Annotated in this window: 21 protein-coding genes and 1 tRNA gene; 3 read left to right on the top strand and 19 right to left on the bottom strand. The window is 44.9% G+C overall.

The features are described from left to right. Positions 1 to 11 precede the first annotated feature (11 nt). The 6 genes from Q0224_RS08625 to Q0224_RS08600 form a co-directional block, all read right to left on the bottom strand. Positions 12 to 542 carry a F0F1 ATP synthase subunit delta gene (locus Q0224_RS08625; RefSeq protein ID WP_297950556.1) on the bottom strand — a complete coding sequence of 177 codons (531 nt, stop codon included), beginning with the start codon at positions 540 to 542 and terminating at the stop codon, positions 12 to 14. After that, positions 542 to 1,057 carry a F0F1 ATP synthase subunit B gene (locus tag Q0224_RS08620; RefSeq protein ID WP_297950554.1) on the bottom strand — a complete coding sequence of 172 codons (516 nt, stop codon included), beginning with the start codon at positions 1,055 to 1,057 and terminating at the stop codon, positions 542 to 544. The genes Q0224_RS08625 and Q0224_RS08620 overlap by 1 nt, the downstream gene beginning before the upstream one ends. A 10-nt stretch (positions 1,058 to 1,067) precedes the next feature. Continuing rightward, positions 1,068 to 1,490, bottom strand: coding sequence for a F0F1 ATP synthase subunit B' (locus Q0224_RS08615; protein WP_297950553.1), 423 nt, complete (start codon positions 1,488 to 1,490; stop codon positions 1,068 to 1,070). Between the two features lie 74 nt (positions 1,491 to 1,564). Next, a complete protein-coding gene (locus Q0224_RS08610) occupies positions 1,565 to 2,428 on the bottom strand; it encodes a ParB/RepB/Spo0J family partition protein (protein ID WP_297943736.1) in 864 nt (287 codons plus the stop codon). Beyond that, on the bottom strand, positions 2,416 to 3,207 hold the full coding sequence (locus Q0224_RS08605; protein WP_177389424.1) for an AAA family ATPase: 792 nt from the start codon (positions 3,205 to 3,207) through the stop codon (positions 2,416 to 2,418). Before Q0224_RS08605 ends, Q0224_RS08610 begins: the two co-directional genes overlap by 13 nt. Beyond that, on the bottom strand, positions 3,204 to 3,839 hold the full coding sequence (locus Q0224_RS08600; RefSeq protein WP_297883154.1) for a biotin--[acetyl-CoA-carboxylase] ligase: 636 nt from the start codon (positions 3,837 to 3,839) through the stop codon (positions 3,204 to 3,206). Before Q0224_RS08600 ends, Q0224_RS08605 begins: the two co-directional genes overlap by 4 nt. Positions 3,840 to 3,880: 41 nt before the next feature. Here Q0224_RS08600 and Q0224_RS08595 point away from each other — a divergent pair, with 41 nt between their 5' ends. After that, positions 3,881 to 4,045: a hypothetical protein gene (locus Q0224_RS08595; protein ID WP_297883155.1), complete on the top strand. Its 165-nt coding sequence runs from the start codon at positions 3,881 to 3,883 to the stop codon at positions 4,043 to 4,045. 362 nt (positions 4,046 to 4,407) lie between these two features. Here Q0224_RS08595 and fmt read toward each other — a convergent pair whose 3' ends face one another. From fmt to rplU, 6 genes are all read right to left on the bottom strand, one after another. Next, on the bottom strand, positions 4,408 to 5,328 hold the full coding sequence (gene fmt, locus Q0224_RS08590; protein WP_297950551.1) for a methionyl-tRNA formyltransferase: 921 nt from the start codon (positions 5,326 to 5,328) through the stop codon (positions 4,408 to 4,410). 116 nt (positions 5,329 to 5,444) lie between these two features. Next, on the bottom strand, positions 5,445 to 5,708 hold the full coding sequence (locus tag Q0224_RS08585; RefSeq protein ID WP_297950549.1) for a hypothetical protein: 264 nt from the start codon (positions 5,706 to 5,708) through the stop codon (positions 5,445 to 5,447). Between the two features lie 169 nt (positions 5,709 to 5,877). Continuing rightward, entirely contained in the window at positions 5,878 to 6,615 is a 738-nt protein-coding gene (locus Q0224_RS08580; protein ID WP_297950547.1) for a hypothetical protein, read from the bottom strand. A gap of 1 nt (position 6,616) precedes the next feature. Further along, positions 6,617 to 7,669: a GTPase ObgE gene (gene obgE, locus Q0224_RS08575; RefSeq protein WP_297950545.1), complete on the bottom strand. Its 1,053-nt coding sequence runs from the start codon at positions 7,667 to 7,669 to the stop codon at positions 6,617 to 6,619. A 108-nt stretch (positions 7,670 to 7,777) separates the two neighbouring features. Beyond that, entirely contained in the window at positions 7,778 to 8,035 is a 258-nt protein-coding gene (gene rpmA / locus Q0224_RS08570) for a 50S ribosomal protein L27 (RefSeq protein WP_295151027.1), read from the bottom strand. A gap of 10 nt (positions 8,036 to 8,045) precedes the next feature. Next, positions 8,046 to 8,354, bottom strand: coding sequence for a 50S ribosomal protein L21 (gene rplU / locus Q0224_RS08565; RefSeq protein WP_040303368.1), 309 nt, complete (start codon positions 8,352 to 8,354; stop codon positions 8,046 to 8,048). 220 nt (positions 8,355 to 8,574) lie between these two features. On the opposite strand from rplU, the gene Q0224_RS08560 reads away from it, so the two are divergent. Then, complete coding sequence (locus Q0224_RS08560; protein WP_040303372.1) at positions 8,575 to 9,003, top strand: hypothetical protein; 429 nt, start codon at positions 8,575 to 8,577, stop codon at positions 9,001 to 9,003. Positions 9,004 to 9,162: 159 nt separating this feature from the next. Further along, complete coding sequence (locus Q0224_RS08555) at positions 9,163 to 9,624, top strand: DUF411 domain-containing protein (RefSeq protein WP_297950543.1); 462 nt, start codon at positions 9,163 to 9,165, stop codon at positions 9,622 to 9,624. Positions 9,625 to 9,788: 164 nt separating this feature from the next. Here Q0224_RS08555 and Q0224_RS08550 read toward each other — a convergent pair. The 7 genes from Q0224_RS08550 to Q0224_RS08520 all read right to left on the bottom strand — a co-directional run bounded on the left by Q0224_RS08550 (position 9,789) and on the right by Q0224_RS08520 (position 19,845). Then, a tRNA-Gln gene (locus Q0224_RS08550) sits at positions 9,789 to 9,862 on the bottom strand. A 985-nt stretch (positions 9,863 to 10,847) separates the two neighbouring features. Next, positions 10,848 to 11,906, bottom strand: coding sequence for an HAD family hydrolase (locus tag Q0224_RS08545; protein ID WP_297950541.1), 1,059 nt, complete (start codon positions 11,904 to 11,906; stop codon positions 10,848 to 10,850). Between the two features lie 66 nt (positions 11,907 to 11,972). Further along, complete coding sequence (locus tag Q0224_RS08540) at positions 11,973 to 12,995, bottom strand: OmpA family protein (protein ID WP_297883179.1); 1,023 nt, start codon at positions 12,993 to 12,995, stop codon at positions 11,973 to 11,975. Positions 12,996 to 13,094: 99 nt separating this feature from the next. Beyond that, positions 13,095 to 13,484, bottom strand: a complete 390-nt coding sequence (rpsI, locus tag Q0224_RS08535) for a 30S ribosomal protein S9 (RefSeq protein ID WP_005869670.1) — start codon at positions 13,482 to 13,484, stop codon at positions 13,095 to 13,097. A gap of 2 nt (positions 13,485 to 13,486) precedes the next feature. Beyond that, on the bottom strand, positions 13,487 to 13,912 hold the full coding sequence (rplM, locus tag Q0224_RS08530) for a 50S ribosomal protein L13 (RefSeq protein ID WP_005869672.1): 426 nt from the start codon (positions 13,910 to 13,912) through the stop codon (positions 13,487 to 13,489). Positions 13,913 to 14,027: 115 nt separating this feature from the next. After that, a complete protein-coding gene (locus tag Q0224_RS08525) occupies positions 14,028 to 16,946 on the bottom strand; it encodes a RecB-like helicase (RefSeq protein WP_297950539.1) in 2,919 nt (972 codons plus the stop codon). Next, positions 16,933 to 19,845, bottom strand: coding sequence for a PD-(D/E)XK nuclease family protein (locus Q0224_RS08520; protein WP_297950537.1), 2,913 nt, complete (start codon positions 19,843 to 19,845; stop codon positions 16,933 to 16,935). Before Q0224_RS08520 ends, Q0224_RS08525 begins: the two co-directional genes overlap by 14 nt. Positions 19,846 to 20,095: the final 250 nt, after the last annotated feature.

Here is a 20,095-nt window from a genome sequence, read left to right as displayed (position 1 = left end):
GCTTTACTCCTTTAAATTGCTTTTAAAATATATTCGCTCATTTTTTGTTTCAATCTATCAACTGAAAAACTAATCTCAAATCCAAGATCCTCGACTTCGATCTTAATGCCTTCAAGCTCGCTTTTAACGGGTTGCAGAGTAATATCTGCATTAAATTTCTTTGAAATTTTAGCCTCTAGCTCTTTTATTTTCGCGACGTCTATTTCGGTAGCGGAATAAATTTTACCTAAGTATTTATTATCCAGCGCCGCAATATTCTTGCGCAGTTCCTCGACTATCTGTGGAATTAGCGCAATACGCCTATTTTTAGCTAGGAGTTTAATAAAATTTACGATTTTTTCGCTTGGATTTTTTATAAACGACGCAATAAGTTCCACCTTGGATTCCTCTTTTAGCGTCGGGGATTTTACAATATCTTGGAATTTTGGAATTCTAAATGCACTCGCAACGCTCTCGAGCGTCTGCAAAACAGAGCCTAGTTCATCTTTTTTATAGCTCAGTATCAGGGCGTTTACATATCTTTTTGAGGTGTTATTTATCATCATCCGACCTTTTTCTCTACGATTTTAACCAGCTTATCTTGACCGAATTTAATGTCGTCCGATGCAAAAATATCATCCAGAATCTCGCTTACGACCTCTTTTTTGATCTTGCGCGCCTCAAAGCTTTTCTGCTCATCGAAAGATTTTTGCAAATTCGCGATCTCTTGCTCGGTCGCATTTTTTATCTTTTCGGCGGCGTACACGATCTCTTTTTTAGCAGTTTCAATTAAAGCTGCGCCTCGAACCTTAGCATCTTGTAGATCTTTTTTAGCTTGTTCCTTGCGAGCTGCAGACTCTTTTAAAATTTTTTGATTAGCCTCAAGTCTAGATGCGATGCCGTTGATTCTACCTTGATATGCTGCTTTAGCGGGACCTTTTAAAAGATAAAACAAAATTCCGAAAAACAAAATGAAATTTATGCTTCGCCACAGCACGTCGTAATCTTTAACTCCATCGTGCTCGCCACTTGCTAAAACAAGCGCCGGAACGATAAATAAAAATAGATATTTTTTCATACTGAAATCCTCATACTTTAGCCACGGCAGTGCTTAGGGCATTTTCAAATTCCGGAATTTTGGCTTGCAAATCATTTTTTAGGTTGCGCTTTTGCTCATCCAAACCGCCTAAGAATTGATCAAAATCCTCCTCCATCGCGGCTTTTTTCTCGGCTATTTCTCTGGCGGCAGCCTGCTTCGCGCTATCCATCGCCTCTTGCTTTATTTTAACGGCTTGCAACTTCGCAGCATCCATGATTCTTACGATCTCTGCTTTATCGGCATCTGCATCCTGTGCGTTTTTCATCGCATTTGCCTCATCTTCTTTAATAATAGCCTCTCGCTTTTCCATATGCAAAAGTAACGGTCTATAAAGCTTGATATTTAAGAAGTAAATCAAGGCTAAAAATACGACGATGGTCGTTATCATGGCGGTCAAACTTACGTCTAGCATCGCACCTCCTCCAGGTTGGTTTTAAACAAAATGCGTATTTTACAATATGAAAAATTAAAATACACTATAAAAAATCATCCGATTTTCTTTAAAAACTCGGAAATTTGTAAAATTTCGCTAAATTCGATCGAAATTTTACGCTCTTTGATACTTATTTTACCAAATTGATCAAGCTTGGCCTTTAGCTTTAAAAGCTCAGGCTTGAAGCTTTGAAATTCCACGCCAGGCTTTTTCTCTTTCGGAACGGTTTTATCTTTAAGCTTTTTTACTAAATTTTCAGTATCTCTTACGCTTAAGCGCTGTCCTAAAATCGTATTTAGAGCTAAAATTTGATCCTCTTTTTCAAGTCCAACCATTATCTTGGCGTGCCCTTGCGAAATTTTATCTGCGCTTATGGCGTCTTGCACTTCGGAGCATAAATTTAAAAGCCTTAGCGTATTGGTAATTTGCGTGCGGGACTTTTTGATGATGTCGGCTAACTCCTCTTGCGTGATCCTATATTCGCCGATAAGCTCCTTATAGGACTTAGCAAGCTCAATAGGATTTAGATCCTCGCGCTGGATATTTTCGATGAGGGCAAGCTCTCTTAAATTTTGAGATTTTATGTCTGCAACTACGGCTTTGATTTTACTCTCGCCCAAAAGCTTCGTCGCTCTTAGACGTCGCTCGCCGGCGATAAGGACGTAAGAATCATCTTTTTGAATAACAATGATAGGCTGAATGAGCCCGTGGCGAGCGATGCTTTCGCTCAGCTGCCTAAGTGCCTCTTCATCGAAGCTTTGACGCGGTTGATATGGATTTGGCTCGATTTTATCGACATCGATTTCGATAACTAAGCTATCGGCATTTCCACTTTCTAGCTCCCTGTTATAGGAGCTTTCTACGTCGTCTAAAATCGCACCGAGCCCGCGACCGAGTGCTCTTTTTACCTTGCCCATTTTTGCTCCATTATGGATTTAGCGAGGTCTTGATAGGCAATGGAGCCAGCAGATTTTATATCGTATAAAACCACCGGCTTGCCAAAACTTGGGCTTTCGGCTAGCTTAATATTGCGCGGGATGATGACTAGATCATCACTCTTGCCGATACGAAAGAGCTTATCGTCGAAATACTCGCGTAAATTCGCGACCGTTTCTTTGGCTAGATTGTTTTGCAAACTATACATCGTAGGTAAAAATCCGCGAATTTTTAAATTTTTATTGAGCGTTTGCTTGACGACTTTTACGGTATTTAGGATCAGCGCGACGCCTTCAAGTGCATAGAATTCGCACTGAATCGGGATGATGACGCTATCACTTGCAACCAAGGCATTTACCGTAATGCTACCAAGCGTCGGCGGCGAATCGATGATGATGAAATCGTATCTGTCCTTAACCTCGGAAATTTTATTTTTTAGCATTAGTTTGAAATCTTTCTCTTCGCTTACTTCGCGCTCGATGCCTACAAGTCCGATATTTGACGGCACTAAATCCATAAACTCAAGTTCGGTCTTTTGGATCACTTCGGACATGCTCTTACGCCCCGTTAGGACGTGATAAATGTTAAATTCAAAGTCGCTGCGGTTAAAGCCAAGCCCCGTCGTAGCGTTCGCCTGAGGGTCTACGTCGATCAGTAGGACCCGCTTTTTCTTTATCGCTAGCGACGCAGCGAGATTAACCGCTGTGGTCGTCTTTCCGACGCCGCCTTTTTGATTGGCAATCGTAATTACTTCACTCATCTTAAAGCATAAACCCTTTCTTCATTTATTATGATCGATCCGTCTTCGCAAAGTTTAGCCTGCGCGAGTGAAATTTTTTCGCCGCCTAGATGAACGCTAAATTTTTGCGATTTTTGGAATTGTAACGAAAAATTTCTAAAAATTTGCTTCCACGAGATTTTATTTTCATATAGCGCAAAAAAGCCCTCTATAGCGTCTTTTGCGCTGATTTTTATATCTAAAATTCCCGCATATTTGGGCGCGCCGAGTAGGTTCATGCCAATGCCGCAGACTAGGGTATTTTTGATCTTATTCGTCATCGTTCCGCCGATTTTACGCTCGCCCAGATAAAAATCGTTGGGCCATTTTAGCCAAAGCTGCGAACCGAGCGATGCGAGAAATTCCTGCATGATCATCGCAAAATATATACTCGCCGACTGTAGCGGCACGTCCGCGGGCAGATCCGTTTGGGCTACACAAAACGAAAAAGCAAGATCGCCGCTCGCGCCCTCCCAGTCGTTGCCGCGCGAGCCGATACCGGCGCTTTGGCGATTTGCGGCGATCGCAAAAGGCGGCGTTATCCTGCCTTCGCGCACGGCGCCTACTAAAAACTCCTGTGTAGAGGGCATTTGCTCTATAAATTCTACTTGCAAAACCCGCTCCTTGCGTAAGACGAAGGGCTCGCCTTGAAATATTGCAAGCGTTTAAATTCCGCGCTGCGATAGAATTTTGCGACAAGATAAAATTTAGCACGATAAAATTTTACGGCGTAGCGGAATTTTATGCGATGAAATTTTGCAATCTTGCTAAATTCTTTGGCAACGCGGATTTTCCTAGCGGCACCGCGATAAAATTTTAAAGCTTTATCTCGCAAAAATTCTGCGGCACGATCATAGAATTTTAAATGGTGCGAGTTCGGTGCGACGTCGCAAGATTCGCAACCGCCAAAGCGAAATTTAAAGTTCCTGTGAGCGTAAAATTTTAGAGCATAGAAGCGAGGTTTTAAAATTTTATAAAGCCTTGATTTTGGAGCTTCATTTCGAAATTCCGCGCGGCAAAATTTTACTTCACGATTGCGGCGATACCCAAGGCAGAATTTCGCCGCGACGCCAAAAGCGCGGCGCGAATAAAATCCCAGCATAGCATCAAAAGCGCGGCGCGAATAAAATCCCAGCATAGCATCAAAAGCGTGGCACAAAACGCGATAATTTAAAATCCCGCCTAGCATAGCAGATCACCGATCTTTAGCCGCTTACCGTTTAAATACGCGCTAGCGTTCACCGGCTTTTTGCCTGGCTCTTGCACGGTCTCTATACATAAAGCGCCCTCTCCGCACGCGACGCAAAAGCCGAGCTTATCAACATGCAGAATTTCGCCCGCGCGCTGAAATTTACGCCCGCAAGATTCACGCAAGATTTCTAAATCTAAAATTTTTAACCCGCTAGCTAGATAAATCCCCGGCCAGGGCGTCAGCGCGCGAAATTTATTATAAATTTGCCGTGCGCTTTCCTCAAAGCTAAAAAGCCCGTCCGATTTGCTTATTTTTTTGCAGTGCGTAGCCTGCGCGTCATCTTGCTTAAGCGGCGTCAAATTTGCAAAATTTCGTAGCACTCGCACGATAAGCTCGCCCGCGAGATAGCCGAGCTCGTCAAACAGCTGCGCCGCCGTTTTATCCTCGCAAGGCGTGTAGGCAAAATCAAGCATATCGCCCGTGTCAAGCCCCGCATCCATCAGCATCGCCGTTACGCCCGTCTGCTTTTCGCCAGCCATTAGCGCGCTTTGAATAGGGCTTGCGCCGCGATATTTAGGCAGGATCGAGGCGTGCAGATTTATGCAAGGCGCGACATCAAGGACGGCCTGCGGCAAAATTTTACCGTATGCGGCAACCACGATGAAATCAGGCTTTAAGTCTTTTATCTGTGCTCGGGCCGCCTCGTCTTTTAAACTCGCAGGCTGAAAGATCGGCACTGCGGGCAGATGCTGCTGCGCGTAAACTTTAACCTCGCTAGGCGTTAAAATTTGTTTCCTGCCGACGGGCTTATCAGGCTGCGTAAAGACGGCCGCGATCTCAAATTTTGCCTCCGCAAGCGCGCGTAAAATTTTAGCCGCATACTTGGGCGTTCCCATAAAAACTATATTCATTCTTTTCCTTTAAATTTAGCCAAATCACGGCGCGAGCGATCATGCAGGCGCTAATCATGCTCGAAATAAATTTTACGCAGACCGTAAAGGTAAACCCGGGTTCACACTCGCGCGCCTTATTTGACGGCGGATTGATTTTTATCCTCGGATCCGTCCGGCCAAGGCCAAAAAGCGCACGGATCTTCAGACCAATAAATCTTTGCGGACGGTTTCGCCCCCAGCTCATCTAGGCTAATCTTGCTGTCACGATTAGCATCGAGCCTCTTAAATTCCGAGCCTGAGCGCAGATTTAGCTCTACCCTCAGCCCAGACGGCACCTCGCTCGCCATCCACTCCTGCAAGCTCAGCGCGCCGTAATGATCCTTGTCGTTAAAGTCCATAAATTCGGCATCGGATCGGAAGGCTCGCAACCGTATGCGCCAAAGAATAAAAATACTAGAATAAAAATTTTATTCATTTCGCCTTCTTAAATTTTATCTTTTTGCGACGTTTGCAAGCGGTAAACATAAAATTAACTAGATATCTAGACATATTTCATAAAACGATTTCTCATGAATCTTCCTTGCCGATCCAAATTTGCTTTTGGCTCATTATCTCCGCGTGAAATTTATCGCCATCACCTTTCCAATCACCGGCAACAACTATATTTCTGCCTCTGTTCTCTAAAATATCGCTCAAAATTTTATTAAACAAGCTCTCATCCTTTAAATTTAATGTGAAGATAAATCGATCCTCTAGCTTTACAGAAATTATTTTGCTACCTTTTGAATAATTACGAAATTTTGCTTCTATCAATCTTTTTCCAAAAACACCTTTCTTATAAATTTTTATGCTTCTATTATCTAAAAGCATTTTCCAAATTTTTATACCTGCGAATTCATCATTTATATCCATACTTTTACAAAGATCGTATATTTGACGTATCGTTCTTACCTGCTTTATTTCGTTACCTGGTGGCGATTCTGAATTATTCGATATGAAAATGCTACACCTTTGCGACGCGGCAGACTTAAATAGATTATCCATGAAGTCGTCAAATTTAAATGCCTTTTCATCAAAATTTTCAATACTCCCGACATTTGAATTTTTATAATAACAATCGAGATTGTGCGGATGTGATTTTAACGTCGCTCTGAAATATGCCCTTGATACGCCATCTTGATTACATAAAAACATATAAGCGTCACACTGTGGATTCGGACAATAAAAGCGTCTGGATCTATCCGAACACCTAACTGCTAAAATCTTTTTTTGTCTTAGTTCGTCTTCAAAAGCAAATAGCGACATATTATTTCCTTCTTAGTAGCTCGAGCAGGTTAAATTTTAGCTCGTTTATATTTTCTCCCGTTGCGGAGGAGATCGGCATCACGAAAAACGGCTTGGCGGCGTCAAATTCATAAATGTCTTGCTTAAATTTCATCTCGCCCGCCGTGCCCGAAAGCCCCAAATGCGCCAAAAACGCGTCAAATTTTTCCTGCAAATTTTCGGCCGCGTCCGCGCGAGTTAGAGCGATCGCGTAGTCTCTTTTTGCAAGCCCCTCTGAAAATTTCGCCGTCTCAGCCCTCAGCGCGTCAAACTGCTCCTCGAGGCTGCGGTAGTTCGCAAGATCAAGCATAAAAAGCAAAATTTTCGTGCGCTCGACGTGTTTTAAAAACTGCACGCCAAGCCCGCGCCCTTCGCTTGCGCCCTCGATAATGCCCGGGATATCGGCCATGACAAAGCCGCTGTATTCATCGACCTCGACTAGACCGAGCTTTGGCGTAAGGGTGGTAAACTCATAGTTTGCGATCTGAGGTTTGGCGTTTGAAACGGTCGAGATTAGCGTGCTTTTGCCCACGTTTGGAAAGCCTACGAGCCCCACGTCGGCGATGAGTTTTAGCTCCAAGCGCACCTCTCGCGTCTGCCCTTCGAGACCTTTTTGCGCATATTCGGGGGCTTGGTTGATCGAGCTTTTAAAGTGCACGTTGCCAAGCCCGCCCTTGCCGCCTTTTAAAAACAGCCTCGTTTCGCCGTCGTTTAGCATATCGAGCACCAGCTCGCCGCTATCCTCGTCGTAAACGCTGGTGCCGGGAGGGACGATGAGATAGAGATCCTCGCCGCTTTTGCCGGTCTTTTTGCGACCCTCGCCGGGCGCGCCGTTTTGCGCTTTAAACTCACGCTTGCCCTTGTAGGATGAGAGGGTATGAGAGTTTTTATCTACTCTAAAATACACGTCGCCGCCGTCGCCGCCGTCGCCGCCGTCGGGACCGCCTGAGATGACGAATTTTTCGCGGCGGAAGCTGACGCAGCCCGCGCCGCCGTCGCCTGATTTGACGCTAAGCTTTACGCTGTCTATGAACATAGCTATCCTTAAATTTAAAACGGCAATTATAGCCAAATGAGTTGAAGATAATTTTTAAACGGATGAAATTTAAAAGAGGGGCTTGCGCCCCCGAAGATTTAGCGATATTTATGCAGCCGGATAAACCGATACTTTTTTGCGATTTTTATCTTTTCGCTCAAATTTTACGACGCCGTCAATCAACGCGAAAATCGTGTGATCGCTACCCATGCCTACGTTGCTGCCCGGATGCGTCGCAGTGCCGCGCTGGCGAATGATGATGTTGCCCGCGCGAACGAACTCGCCGCCGAATTTTTTGACGCCCAAGCGGCGTCCGATACTATCTCTATTATTTTGGGTTGAGCCTTGACCTTTTTTGTGTGCCATTTCCTATCCTTTATGCGTTAATCGAAACGACTTTGACGCGGGTGTATTGGCGTCTGAAGCCGCGTTTTACTTTTGAATCTTTGCGTCTGCGTTTTTTGAAGATAACGACTTTTTTATCCTTGCCTTCGCAAACGACCTCCAAAACCACCTTGGCACCCTTTACGAACGGTGCTCCTACCTTTAACTCGCCGTCGTTTAACGCTAAAACTTCGCTAAGCTCGAGCTTTGCCTTCGGCTCAGCATTAAAATGGTCTAAATTTAGGTAGTTACCTTCTTCGACCTTATACTGCTTGCCGCCGTGTTTGATGATAGCATACATCAAAAATCCTTTAAAATTTGGTAGCCAAAAAGGCATTTGCCATGCAAAATTTAAAAGCCCGTTTGGTATGAAAAACTGCAATATTATCTCAAATTTTATAAATTCCTACTGAAACGCCTCGCAAAATTCCTGCGAAATTTCAAATTTAAAGGGCTCGGATTTATTTTAAACTAAAGATAAATGTGCTACTATCGCAACGAAATTTTTGAAGGAGAATTTTATGAGAAATTTAATAGCTGCGCTCGTAGCAGCGGTATTTTTTATCGGTTGTTCCAACTGGAATATATCCAACGAACCAAGCGGAGTACGCAATCAAACAAAATCCCAAAGCAGCAAAACAAATATCGGCGGCGTAAATGATAAAGTCCAAGAGGTCTCCACTGCAGGCACCACTGATATGGTCGAAACGACCTTGCCCGATAGCACAGGTATGACTAATGCGCCGAAAGACCGCAGCGATGCATTTCATATCAATCAAGTAATTTCTGCATGGAATAAACAGCCAGACTCCATCAAAACAACCGAAGACAATGGCAATATCTACACCTGGAAAAACTATAAGCCGGGCTGCGACGTATCACTTACCAGCGACTCGGAAGGCTACGTATCAAAATCCGCTATCAAATCAGCACTCTCTCAGTGCCTATAACTAAGCTTATCCGCGACGCCGAAATTTTAAAATTTCCTAAAATTTCGGCTTACGAGCGGGTCTGCTTCGTCAAATCTAATCTTAAAATCCTACGGTTCACTCTTAAAAATTTACTATACATATTGTATAATCGAGGACTTTTAATCACTGGAGTAAAATATGAAGAAAATTTTATTTGCAGGTGCGCTTTTAGCAGCATTAGGTAGCTATGCGGTGGCTGGCGAACACATCAAGGTCTATCACGGCGAGAGCTGCGGCTGTTGCCATAACTGGGCAAAATATATGGAGCAAAATGGCTTTGAAGTCGAGATGATTTCGCTGGCCGACGAGCCGCTTATCCAGAAGAAGAATGAGCTCAAACTTCCGCTGGAGCTCGCTAGCTGCCACACCGCGATTGTAGACGGATATGTAGTCGAAGGACATATGCCAGCAGGTGAGATCCGCACGCTACTAAAAAATAAGCCTAAAGACGTTATCGGCATAGCAGTACCTGGCATGCCGCTAGAAGCGCCAGGTATGGAGCAAGACTCACAGCCCGAGGTCTATGACGTGGTGGCGTTTAAAAAAGACGGCTCGTATCAAAGCATTGCCACTTACAAGGGCAAAGAAAAAATCAAATAATCCGCCGCTTTAAAGCGGCAACTTACTTATTAGCTCGATAAAATTTTGCCTATTTATGGCTTGGCGCAATTTACTTTAGCTGGCGAATGCTGTCACCATGTGCAAAAGTGACGCGCAAATTAATTTCAAATGCTAGCTATGATAAAGGGGATTAAAAATTTAAGTGGATGGGCTAATAGGGGTCGAACCTATATTCACAAATCCAGAGTTTGTTGTCCTGCCATTAGACGATAGCCCATTGCGGAAGCGGTATTTTATAAAATTTTGCTTTAAAAAAGCATAAGAGCGGGCGGAATTTTAAAATTTCGTAAAATTTTAGATCAAATTTAAAGCCCTGCTGAGCCGAAACGATAAAATTCAAACGCAAAAACTAACGCTGCTTTCATAGGCTTCGATAAAAGAATATGGCTATCATCGCGGAGCCAAATTTTAAAATTTGGCTAGTTTATCCTATATTTGCGCCTTTGCGAGCTATTTGTCGCAGGATGAAATTTTAGTATATAAGCCTGTCTTCAAAACATATATGTTTAGTGCTCGCTAGGCGGGCGCGACCTTAAATGCTATAAATCAAACCGAAAATCCGCAGCGAGCATAATTGCGACAAAACCCAAATACGGCGCTCAAAATAAGCGCCAAATAGACTTGCGATAGGATCGCACAAAAAGCCTGTCAAATACTTGCCTCAAGCGGAGCGTAGAATTTATCGCTACTAAATGGGGTCTAAACTAAAATCAGAATTAAAATTTAGGTGCGAGACGCTTGCATTAAATTTCTTGCAAAAGCCGTTCACAAGCTCAAAAGATATTGCGAAATTGCGTAAAATTTGACTGCGGTAAAATTTTCTCATACATTGTGTTAATACAAACCGAAAATGAATAAAACACAATTACTCGAGGTAGCAAAATTTTCCCATACGCTGTTAATACCGAACATTGACGAATTAGATCAAATATACTATGGACAAAGTGAAATATTCCCGTACATTGTTAGTTCGGCACGGGCTGTTGCTAGAGCAGAGCAGAAATATGCGGAATTAACTCCGCCTATCGTTTGAACACCTAGAAAGCACCTTGCTCCCCAGCTAAATAGCGCGGACAAATTTTATATCGCGCGCTGTTTAAAACGCAAAAATTAATTGGAAATTTTAAATTTCGAGCGCGAATTCGCTTAAATATTTGTAAAAATAGCGCATCAAAACTAGGTAAAATTTCGCTCCGTCGCGCCTAAAATTTTGATGAAATTTTGCGTATCAACTCAACCGCCTCTTTTGCGTCCGCGCATACGAACTCGAAATGTGCCCGTAGTTCCGAGGCACTGCCGTAGCCGCAGCTTACGCCCACGCTTCGCACCGCTGCCGACTTTGCCGAGATGGCGTCAAGCGACGTATCACCGATCATAAAGATATTTTGGCTTACAGAAGGCAGGATTTCGTCACTGCAAATTTTGTCATAACAAGGAGTGGAATTTAGCTCATGCGCATCATAAATTTTACTGCCGCGCGCTCCGCCTTTATCGCTCTCGCCCTCAATGTCGACACCACTCTTCTGGCTATTATCGCCAGCCTCATGTCTATCGCTCTTTACTTCGCTTAAATTTTTAAACGAAATTCTATCAGAATTTTGACTCGCGATGCTGCTTAAATTTTGCTCGTAAACTTTGCTAGGATCAGGATCAAGCGCAAGAATACTCGGTAGATCGGATGGCGGAATTTCACTCAAAATCGTACTCCTGTTAGTAGCACTTGTATTTTTATCGGCAGTCGCATCGTGAGTTTTACCGCGAGCCGCATGCGGGCTTTGGCTAGCGGTCGCGCCGCAAATTCCTAAATTTTCGAGCGCCTTTAAGATCGGTTCGGCGCTTGGTTTGGGATCTCGCACGTCCTCTCGCCCGACAATGGTGCCGAAAAATTCCGCGATACCCAGATGCTGCAATAAAATTTTAGAAAATTTCGACGTTTTAGTGGTTACGACGCCTAAATTTGCAAACTCGCTCGCCGCACGAACCGCCTCATACGCACCGCTTAGCAAAACGGTCTGGTCCAAAAATATCTGCGCGTATCGCTGTTTGTAGGCGAGCACGAAATTCTGCACATCGCGCGTCACACCTAGACGTTCAAACATAACTTCTAACGGATACCCGATAAGCCTTTTAATCGCTTCGTCGCTAGGCTCTGCAGTGCCTAAATGCGCAAACGCGTAGTGAAAGCCGTCCAGTATCGCGGGCGTGGAGTCTATGAGCGTGCCGTCCAGATCGAAAAGCAGTGTAATTTGGAATTTTGGCATTTTAAAATTTAATTTGGATATAAAAAAAGCGGAGCCGAAGCTCCGCTTATGTGGATCTAGAAAAGATTATTTTCTAAATTTAGCATCAACGCGTCTATTTTGAGCGCGGCCTGCTTTAGTAGCGTTTGTAGCGATAGGCTTAGTCTCGCCGTATCCTACAGTGGTGATTCTGCTAGCATCTACGCCGAAGCTCTTAAGCGCACCTCCAACTGCAGCAGCTCTGCGCTCGGAAAGCTTTTGATTATATGCATTCGAGCCGGTGCTATCGGTGTGACCCTCTAGAATTACTTTGTAATCAGGGTGAGCTACTAGCACGTCGCTTACGTTTTTGATCTGGTTCATAAACTCAGGAGAAATTTTTGAGCTATCTGTAGCGAAATTTACGCCCAAATTTAATCTAATAACCTTCTCGCAGCCGTATTCATCAACAACTACGCCGGCAGGTGTACCTGGGCATCTATCGACATTATCGCATACGCCGTCATTATCTGCATCTTTGCAGCCTGTAGGAGCCGGAGCGGCAGCTGGAGCTGCATCAGCATATCTCTTGCCAAAATCAACTGCAAAGCCTAGAGTATAGAACAATACGTGGTTGCCGTCGTCAAATCTGATAGCATCGCGTGCTTCAAGTTTTGTAGCAAAGTTGTCGGTAATGTAGTATTTTAGACCCAAGCCGTATTGACCGAAGCCGCTATCTTGATCACCATCGTTGTAAACGTCTTTAGTGTAATCCATATATCCAAGACCTAGCAAGCCGTATAATTTGAAATTATCGGTGAAATTTACCAAGTCTTTTACAGCATTGATGTGGTAGTATCTAGCGCTAGGCTTAGCATTGCCGGCTCTGTAAGCTAGATCCTCTACACCAATATGGCGAGAGTAATCGAAACCTGCTTCTAATTGATCAATGAATGAATTCTGTAGGTTTTTAGCAAGGCGTAGACCGAACATAAAATTCGAATCCAAATCCATATTTCCCTCATGAGTCATTCCGCCAACAGTAGGGGTAATCTCCCAGTGATAATCAGCATCGCTAGCGAGCAACGCACTAGATGCACATAAGCTTAATGCAAGTAGAACTTTCTTCATTAAACATCCTTTCAAATAAAGTTGTAATTCGATATTACCATAAAATTTTTAAAGAATTTACAAATTCGCGACAATTTCGCCACAAATTTGTAAAAAACATTATCTCTTAGAGAACTGCGGACTTCTACGCGCTTTGCGGCGACCGAATTTCTTTCGCTCGACCACGCGACTATCGCGAGTTAGCAGACCTTTTGGCTTAAGAGCCGCTCTAAAATCCTTATCCATCGCGGCAAGCGCTTTTGAAATTCCGTGCTTTAGCGCATCCGCTTGAGCCGAATATCCGCCGCCTAAAGTCTGTGCGGTGATATCCATTGAGGTCTCTTGTTTAGTAGCCAAAAGCGGCTGAACAACCCTTAGTTTGATCGCTTCGTGACCGCCTAGCCAAGTGTTTAGATCCATACCGTTTACTACGATCTTGCCGCTTCCAGGTTTTACCCAAACCTTAGCTACGGCAGTTTTTCTCTTTCCGGTTGCATAAATTGTCGCCATGATTATTTTCCTTTTTTAGTTGTTTGCGCAGTATGAGGGTGCTCGCCGCCTTCATATACGAATAGCTTTTTGATCATCGCCTTGCCGAGCTTCGTCTTAGGAAGCATACCGCGAACCGCAAGTCTATATAGCTTTGCGGGGTTGTTTTTAAGCAGATCTTGAAATTTCACGCTCTTTACGCTTCCGAAATAGCCCGAGTAGCTATGATAAAGCTTGTCGTCGCCCTTGTTATTGCCGGTAAATACGGCTTTTGAAGCGTTGATGATAACGACGTAATCTCCGCAATCCACGTTTGGAGTGTAGCTTGGTTTGTGTTTGCCGCGTAGCAATACCGCAACTTCGGTAAGCATCCTACCGAATCTTTTGTCGGTCGCGTCGATAACGACCCAGTCGCGCTTAACTTCGCTAGGCTTTGTAATTTCTGTCATGGTTTCCGCCTTATTAAAATTTGAGCTGTGATTATATAGAAATATCCTTACGTATAGCTTAATTTAAGCTATCTTTAATCTATCTGCGCTCAAATTTCATCTAAGCTTTAAAATTTTATCCATCCTCATTCACTTCGATCAGCCTAGCGCCCGCAGCTTCGAGAGCCAGCACGAAGGCGCGCACTCGCGCATGCGGATAAAACTCGCGGATCACGCTTTTATATCGCGCCACTTGAGCTTTGTTTTGCGCGAGGTATTTTTCGGAGCTTTTGTAATCAAAAAGCAAAATTTCATCCTGCCTAAAGCACGCCAGATCTACGCGCAAAAGCTCACCCTCCGCGCTTTTGATCGGCATCTCTTTATAAGCTTGAGCGCCCTTTATCAGAGCTAAAAATTCCTCGTTTTCGCTTAGTCCTAGCGCCCGCGCAGCGATATTTTCAAAATCCGCGTCATTTAAAAATTTAGCGTAGCGTCCTCTTGCAAGGCTCACTCCTCGTAAAATTTCATCCGCCGCAAATCCTTCGCTCATCTCCAGAGCATAGTGCAGCGCCTCGCCGAAATATATCGCGCTTAGTGCCTCTGTTTCGCCGCCGCCTGCTTTTTCTTGCGCGCCTTGAGGCTCGCCCGCTACGAGCGCGATCTTTTTGCGCGGCGGTTTCTCTTCTGATTTTACGGAGCTTGGGATTACGTAGCCGTATTGAAAATCCGGGATATCCAGCCACTCCACTACGCCCGCGCCCTTGGTCTTTTTGGCGTAAGGCGAAAAAAAGCTATAATTGTATTGATCTATTTTTGCCTCGGAGCGTTTTACGATGATGAGCGAGCGTTCGGCGCGGGTAAATGCCACGTAGAGCTTGTTTATATCCTCTTCATGCGCAGAGCGATCGTTTTCATTCATTAGCGCTGCAAATTCCGCATCCAAGCTCTTTCTGCTCGCAAATTTATAAAAAATCCTCCACTTATGCGTGGCAAAATCATAGTCCGTCGCGAGCTTTGAGCTCTCGCCCCGGTCTTTTCCTCCGATGCGGTCGCAGACGATTACGTGCGGGAACTGAAGCCCCTTGGACTTATGCACAGTCATAATTTTAATGCCGCTTTGTTCTTTGGCAAATACCTCCGTTTCGTCGTTTGCAAACAGATACTCGCTAAAACTATTAAATTTTGCCAGCGTCTCGAAAAACAGCAGCAAATCCGGATCGACAAAATTTAATTTCAGCGTGCTAGCGATAAATTCCGCCGTTTTTTGCGCGTTTTTATGCAGATCGACCGCTATTTTTTTAAGCCGCCTCCCTAAAATCGCTTCGGCGTTTCGTAGATAAATTTCATCGCCACCTACGCAAAATTTCGCGTATTGAATTACGGCATTTACCTGCTCGCTGCAACGCAGGGCCTTATTTGAGCCGCTACACACCTCGCAAAATTCCGATAGCATCTCTTTTAGCGCGCTTACATGCTCGTTTTTCCAACATAAAATCGCTATATCATCAGCTCTTACGCCGCACTCCTCAACAAGTCTGCGCGCTTGCTCCGCAGCCCCCTTTAGCACGTCGTCGTATGAAAACGCTGCTACGTAGCCGTAATCGTCGCTTTGTACCTCAAATAGCGGCATTTGCGGATGGGAAAGCGGATAGTCCTTGATTTTTTGCAGCACCGAAGCGGGCAGATCGCTATCTAGCTTATTTGCTGCGATTTGATCTTCATAAGACGCAAATTCATCGCGCAAGATCTCATTTACAAATTTTACGATGAGTTTTAAGCTACGATAATTGCGCGGCAGGCTCTGCGTTTTGATTTGACTAAACTGCTCACGCAAAATATCAAAAATTTTTCTCTCTGCGCCGCGAAATTTATAGATGCTCTGTTTTTTATCGCCTACGTAAAAAAAGCTACCGCAGCGCTCTTCCGTCCCTTTGCCAGCAAGCGCTTCAGAGATTAGCGGCAGCATGATTTCATACTGGCAAATGTCGGTATCTTGGAATTCGTCAATTAAAATATGCGTGATTTTAGAATCGAGCCTGAAATACAAAAGCTCGCGATTGCCATGCAACGTCTCTGCGCTCGGATTTAGCAGCGAGTGCACTGCTGCGGTGACATCGCCGAATGTAAGCTTACCACTTTTGCGCTGCACCGATTTAAGCGCTTCGGCATAAATTTTAATTAGTCCTGCCAGCTTAACTGCATATGTCGCATCCATCCACGCTATTTCGCGAGCTACGGCGTCTTTTAGCCTTGCTAACTCGCCGTCAAGATACGAAATTTTTTTAAGCTGTGAGCGCGGATAATCGAAACTGCCGTTGGCAAGAGCCGAAAGAATGAAACCAGAGGATAATTTTGACAGATCACTAACAGGGCTTAGCCCATTTACGGCTCCAGCGCTTACGCCCGCATCTCTCGCCGCTTTTTGCAAGCAGGATAAAATTTCATTTATCTCTGCTAGCGCCGAGCTTGCAGGAAGCGTGGGCGGATTTATGCTTATATCGCCTCTCCAAATGCTTTGTAAGCTATTTAAAAACTCGCTCTTTGTCATTCCTGAGTCGCTCACATAATCCACGACCTCTCTTAATAGCGCTTCGTTTTTACAAATCGCGCCTAAAAACGCCGCCTGCTGCACGCCTAGTATGCTTTCGTCGTTTTCAAAGCCTGGATCGATGCCGCTATTTAGCGCAAACGAGCGCAGAGCTTTTGCAAAAAACGCATCAAAGGTAAAGATATTTAAGCTTTCGCTTAAAAATTTTGGGCTCAGCCGCTCTTGCGCTGCCAAAACCTCATCCGCGCTTAGCCCTAAATCAGCACAAATTTGCTCCAGCTCGGCGCTAGGCTTTAGCGAGCCATCCTGCAAAAGCAGCAAATTTTGAAATTTCTCTACGATACGCGTTTTCATCTCAGCAGCAGCTTTTTTGGTGAAGGTAAGCGCTAAAATTTCATTGATCGGCTCGCCTTTTAGAACCAGCTCGATGAACCTCACTGCGAGATTGAAGGTCTTGCCGCTGCCTGCGCTTGCTTCAAGCGCCAGATAATTTTCAAATTTTGCCATCGATCTGCCCCTTGCAAATGATTTTATAATCGCAGTATTCGCAGCTTTGCACCGCTTCCGTGCGCGTAAAAGCGACCTCGCTTGCAAATTCCTTGCCGATAGAGCTTAGCGTCTCGCGCAGATTTTCTAAGCTAGGCGTTTTGTCGCCAGGAGCCGCAAACGCGCAATCTTTTAGCGACAGATAGGCGCATTCGCACTCCTGAGCCAAAAGCGCGCGATAAAACGTAAGCTGGAATTTTTCCATATGCTTTTTAGCTGAACCACGTTTGTAATCGATGATGAACTTCCGCCCTGCCCTATCTTCGTCGATGCGGTCGATCCGCCCGCTCAGCCGCACTCCGTCAAGCTCGCCTTTTAGCGATACTTCACTACCGATAAAGCTCCAAATTTGCTCATGCTCTTCTAAAAGCTTAGCTAGCTTTTCTACCGATTTTAGCTCAAGCTCCGCATCAAAGCGCGCAATCCCTGCTTCTCGCGCAAGCTGCGAATAAATAGAGCGAAATTTTTCCATGCTAAATTTCATCCCCGCTCGCTCGTATAAACGCTGAAAACTCGTATGTAAAATTTTACCTAAAAGCGCATTATCCTCACCGAATTTTAGCCCCTCCCTCAGTCCGAAAACGTAGCGGTAATAATACTTCCTCTTGCATTCTAAAAACGTATCCAGCCGCGAAAACGACAGCTCCTCGGCAAAAAAATCATGGCGAGTCACGGGATCTTCTTGTCCGCATAATACAGGCTTAAATTCCTCTCGCCCAAAAAGCCGCAAATAATCCTCCTGCGAAAATTCCGCGTCTTGTTGCACTTCAAAGCTTTTCAAAAACCGCGAAGGCAATTTCTCGACGCTTTGCAGATAGCAAATCGCGCTTTTTTTAGCGCCTCTTAGCAAGCCGTCGTAGTAAAATCTTTGTAAATTTTCGCGGTCTGCGTGGCTGATGAGCCCTGCTCTAGCACGCAAAGCAGAGTTTAAAAACATCTCTCCGCTACTGCGCTTTGGCACCAGATCATCGTTAAAATCTGGGATTATCACGCCATCAAATTGTAGCCCACGGCTCTCCAAAAGCCCCATTACCGTGACCTTTCCGCCACGAACATCATCGAGCTTAATGCGCGAAATTTCCAGCAAAAAAAGATCGATTAGATTGCCCAAGCTTAGGTTTTCGTCCTTAAATTTTCGAAGCAAAATTTTAATTAGATATAGCGGCTCTTTTAGCTTTTCTTGCAGCAGCGCGTCGCTAATTTTAGGTAAACAGGCGAGCTTGACAATTAGCGCTTCGAAATGCTCAAAGCTTACTTGCTTTGTAAAATCGCGCGCAAACTCGCCAAAAAGCGCCTCATCCACGTCCACACTCGCAAAAAACAGATCAAGCTCCTGTGGGTTTGGACGCTGCGGATACTCATCTGCGTCCTCGCGCATTTTAGAGTGCCTAAAACGATCGCGCTGCTCAGGGCTTTTTGAATACCCATCTTCTTCCTCAAGCTCTATATGCTTCCGCTGCATAGAGTCTCGTAGGCTCCCTTGCTGCTTCCTTGAAGGCTCCTGCCGTTTTGCACTAACCGAATAATCGCGCTGCTGCGCACACTCCAAGGGCTCTTGAAACTCTACAAACTCTACCGAAAAGCTTTCCTCCTCCGCACTATCCGCGCGTTCCGCCGAAATTTCGTGCAGAATTTCAAAATTTTCCGTATTTTCAAACTCTCGCGCAGACATAAAATTTAAATCCGTTTTAGAATTTGAAAAAATTTCGCAATCAAACGCGGAATTTTGCTGTGCGAAATTTTGCGAAATAGAATTCTCCGGAGCGAAATTACCTAGCGCTAAATTTTGCTGTACCGCGGAATCCTCCGCATTCAAAAATCCTCCATCCGGACTTTTGAATGCGTGGTAATCTACGCCAAATTCCGGCATGCGCGCTTCTTTTAAGCACTGCGAAATTTTCTCTAGCGTTACGTAAAATAGGCTATCTTTAAGCTTCTCTCCCATCGCAAAATTTAGCAGCCTGTGCGAACCGCGAGCCCTTGCGATGCGCTCGTCGTAAAGCCGCAGTGTGCCGGCAAAGCTCTCGTCGGGCAAAATTACCGCGATGCGCTCCGGCGCGATGCCCGCGCGCACGAAGGATGAAATTTTTTCAAAAACGTAGCTAACCTGCAAGCTTCGCAGCTCAAAGCCTCTACACACAACCGCTCCGCCCATGCTTAGCGGCTTGCGGCTTAGAATTTCACCCGTACCAAGATTTACGCGGTATGCAAAACCTGGCTCTAGGCTTATGCCGCAAAGCTCCTCCACCGCGCGCACGGGCTTGGAATTTAAAGTCGTGGCTCTAAAGTTCAATACAACCTCGCTAAGCTCTGCAGCGCGCTTAAAAACCTCGAACTCAAATGCGCTAGGATTGCCGTCGATGTTAATTTCTATCCGCTCAAATCCGCGCAGATAGGATTCGTTTAGTTCATAAAGCGCGGGCAATGTGATCTCGTCGTAAAATCCATGCTCGCGCAAAATCCTTGCATACGCCCCCGCTAGCTCTCGCAGAATTTCAAAATGCTCGGCATACCACGCGTAGGTGTCGCTAAGATCGAGCGCATCGATACTCACGCGCTCCGTCGCAAGCTCCTTGAAAAAGCCAAAAAGATACTCGCGGTTACGCATAAACTCGTAAAGCTCGCTAGGGAATTTCAGCCTCTCGCCTGCGCGCTTGCTCTCGCTCACCGCCTGCTTCATAAAAAGCGCGCGGTCTATCTCGCCGCAAGCGACAAGATCCGGCACAAAAAGCGCCTTTTCGTAGAATTCCGCCAACGTAATCCTAGGCGCCAGCACGCCGCCGCTCTCGCTTTGCAGCGCCGCGCGTAGCGCACGCGAGCTAGTGTAGACAAAGAGATTTTTAGAGGGCAAATTTTTCAAAACAAATCCTTTAGAGCGATTCGCAGAACGCGGAATTTTGCGATATTTTAGCAAGAAATTTTTAGTTTGGGCTTTTAAGCAAAGAAGTTTTTGAAAAGCTTGAGAGGTTAAATTTTATCAAGTCAAATTTAGTAAGTTGGATGAGCGTAAAATTTTAATTTGCGGCGCTTTGGCGCGGAATTCTACCTCGCTCCGCATTAATTGCAGCATATTTAAACGCAAAATTTTACAAGTGGATTCCGTAAATTAC

The sequence above is a fragment of the uncultured Campylobacter sp. genome (assembly GCF_938002845.1).
Taxonomy (GTDB): domain Bacteria; phylum Campylobacterota; class Campylobacteria; order Campylobacterales; family Campylobacteraceae; genus Campylobacter_B.
This window is presented reverse-complemented; position numbering and strand designations above follow the sequence as displayed.